This window comes from Stenoxybacter acetivorans DSM 19021, from assembly GCF_000745895.1.
GTDB classification, from domain to species: Bacteria; Pseudomonadota; Gammaproteobacteria; order Burkholderiales; family Neisseriaceae; genus Stenoxybacter; species Stenoxybacter acetivorans.
Genome location: NZ_KN050773.1, coordinates 1 through 2,476 on the forward strand (window position 1 = coordinate 1; position 2,476 = coordinate 2,476).

At 42.2% G+C, this 2,476-nt stretch carries 1 protein-coding gene; it reads right to left on the bottom strand.

The window, feature by feature from the left end; genetic code table 11:
* Positions 1 to 177 precede the first annotated feature (177 nt).
* Complete coding sequence (locus Q384_RS11960) at positions 178 to 2,190, bottom strand: ATP-binding protein (protein WP_037588561.1); 2,013 nt, start codon at positions 2,188 to 2,190, stop codon at positions 178 to 180.
* Positions 2,191 to 2,476: the final 286 nt, after the last annotated feature.

Consider the following 2,476-nt stretch of genomic DNA (forward strand, 5'->3'; position numbering starts at 1 on the left):
GTGTTTTCCGCGTGGATCTTTAACCTTTACCAATAAATCCAACAAATTATCTGTTTTTTCTATGATGAGTTTCTTTCTGATGAGAATAATTTATGAAAAATAATACACTATGGCTTAATTGATTAAAATTTTCTCTCACCATTTTAATCAATTAAGCCATAGTGTGTGTAAGATCACCTAAGCGGAAGGTAATCCAAGCTTATCGAAGAATGCCTGGTTACGCTCTCTGGCCGCTTTCACTAACTGGTCAAAGCTAATCACTTCGAGATAGGCATGGGAAGATTCGTTGTATCCGAAATAGCCCATTCCATCAGATGTGATCCGCAGATTGGCTCGACGACAGCGTCGATGCATGGATTCTGTGAGGTCACAAAGCACATAACAATAGCCCGGTATATCATTATTGCCCGGAATCGGGCGACCGGATGCTGTGGTTACTTTTCCTTCGCGTACCCGCTCTAAATAACTGAGCGCCTGATCAATAGGGTCTTCACCTTCTCGCATATCATTACGCATGGGGCGTTTCATCTCGATCACGGTAATAGCTGCAAGTGGAAAGCTGCTCTGATCATTAACAAGAAGTGGATTATTGAACACTCTCAGGCTGAGCAAGTCTGGTTCTTTGGTTGAATCATTGCCAGTGATTGGCATTGCCTTGAGTGTTTTATCTGAAGCCAAATAGTTATGAAATGCCAGGCGTTCATCGATCAGCCAAAGGTTGCAAGAGTCAAGGAACGTCTCGCAGGAATCTTTACGCATGGGCATGATCAGTTCGTGTATCATATCTTCACGAGCATACTTTCCGTCTTCTAGCCGTTCGATAGATTTTTGTAACAAGTCAATAATTACCTTGCGGTGTGAAACGTAATTGGCAAGATCTGATTTTTTAAGGTCTCCAGCTTTACGCAGATAAGCTCCTAACCGTTCCTTGTATTCCTCAACTTGTTCCTTATTCTGAGGTAGCATGATGTCATGACCTTCGCTTACGAGCTGACGTTCCACCTCATACCATTGAGCATGCAGGTGTAGCTCCAGCTCTTTATTTGATTTCTCAGGGTCAACGATCAGCAATGCTTCTTCTACATAATTAGCAATTGGACGATAGCGTGGCGCATGATTGTTGATGAAATCATCCACTCGCCTGCGACCAGCCGACACATTTTCGGTCAGAATCTCCTGTAGGTACTCTTTAGTACGATCTAGGACGGCTTCCCGGATGTCTTTAAAGCTTACTTCGTTAAGCATATCCTCAACATCTTCGGCAATATCAAACGAGGTACGCTCATTGCGTACATGTTGGGTGAGGTAATCGGAAGATACGTAGCAGGTATAGGTGAACTCACCAGATGCATCTGAAATTTTTCCGTACAGACCAGGAATCTTTCCCTGAATAGATTCTTCTTTAACCAGCCGATTCGCTGCGCAGAGTGCTAGTTGGTGTTTTTTATTAATGGATGCACGAAATTTGATATGAGTTAAGTCGAATTTATGATCACTGATTGTAATGGTTTCGGGAAATGCACTGGCATGCATATGCTCTTCGAGTAAATGATCAAGGTCAAGCATCTCGTCCGCATCTTCAATAAATATCTTGGGCGTGCTTCCCTGTCGCACAAAATACCACAAAACATGTTCCAGCAATTGATTAGCGATGGACAGACCTTTTGCAGGAACCTGCTTTCGAAAACCATCATCAAAATTAACTAGCTTAATGAGGGTGCCTGGCTTTTGAGATGTGGCCTCAACAACCTTTTCACCATGGACTCCCAATTTATCATCGAAGAGGAATACACGTTTTTTAAGCTCACCATCAACATCGAAAAAGTGACTTTCAACTTCAACCAGATCAAATACTTTTAGCCACATCAGGCGACCAACACCTCGGCAACCCTTGTCAATTTTATGATCCGAATCGAGAGTTTCAAATGATTTAAAATTTGCTTCGTCAAAACCACAGCCATTATCGGTGATGGTGAAGCCGAGAATAGGAGAGAGAGACTTAGCATCTAAATCTAGGTCGCCTTGGGTAGCGCGATTGATGCGAAGAATAATTCTGCCGTCGCTGGCATTATCTTTTTCTTCGATGGAGTGGATCGAGTTGACTACTGCTTCAAAAACTGGTATCAGGCCGTGACTCTTGGGTAAAAAGGTATTGCGTAAGCGACCTTGCAAGTTGGTTTGTAAACTCATTCTTTACTCCCTTAATTTATAATTTGCCTTTAAATGTGGAATCAAGAATCGAATTCTTCAAAACCAGCAAATCGCTTCGTTGCCTTTGAATCTTGATGTTTACTGCCTCAACTATCTTTACGAGTAAGTTTACTCACGCAATCGCCTTAGCTTATCCCTACTAGTTTGCCAATGGGATTTGATTTGGTCAACAGACCAACAGCATTTACTTTTTACCCACACCCTGCCAATAAGATGGTTATCAAAGCCTCCGGATTTAACGCAGCTTTAAGTCTTTTCTTTTTAC

Coding starts and splice junctions, on each gene's coding strand:
- Q384_RS11960 (WP_037588561.1), bottom strand. CDS start 2,190: ATGAGTTTACAAACCAACTTGCAAGGTCGCTTACGCAATACCTTTTTA.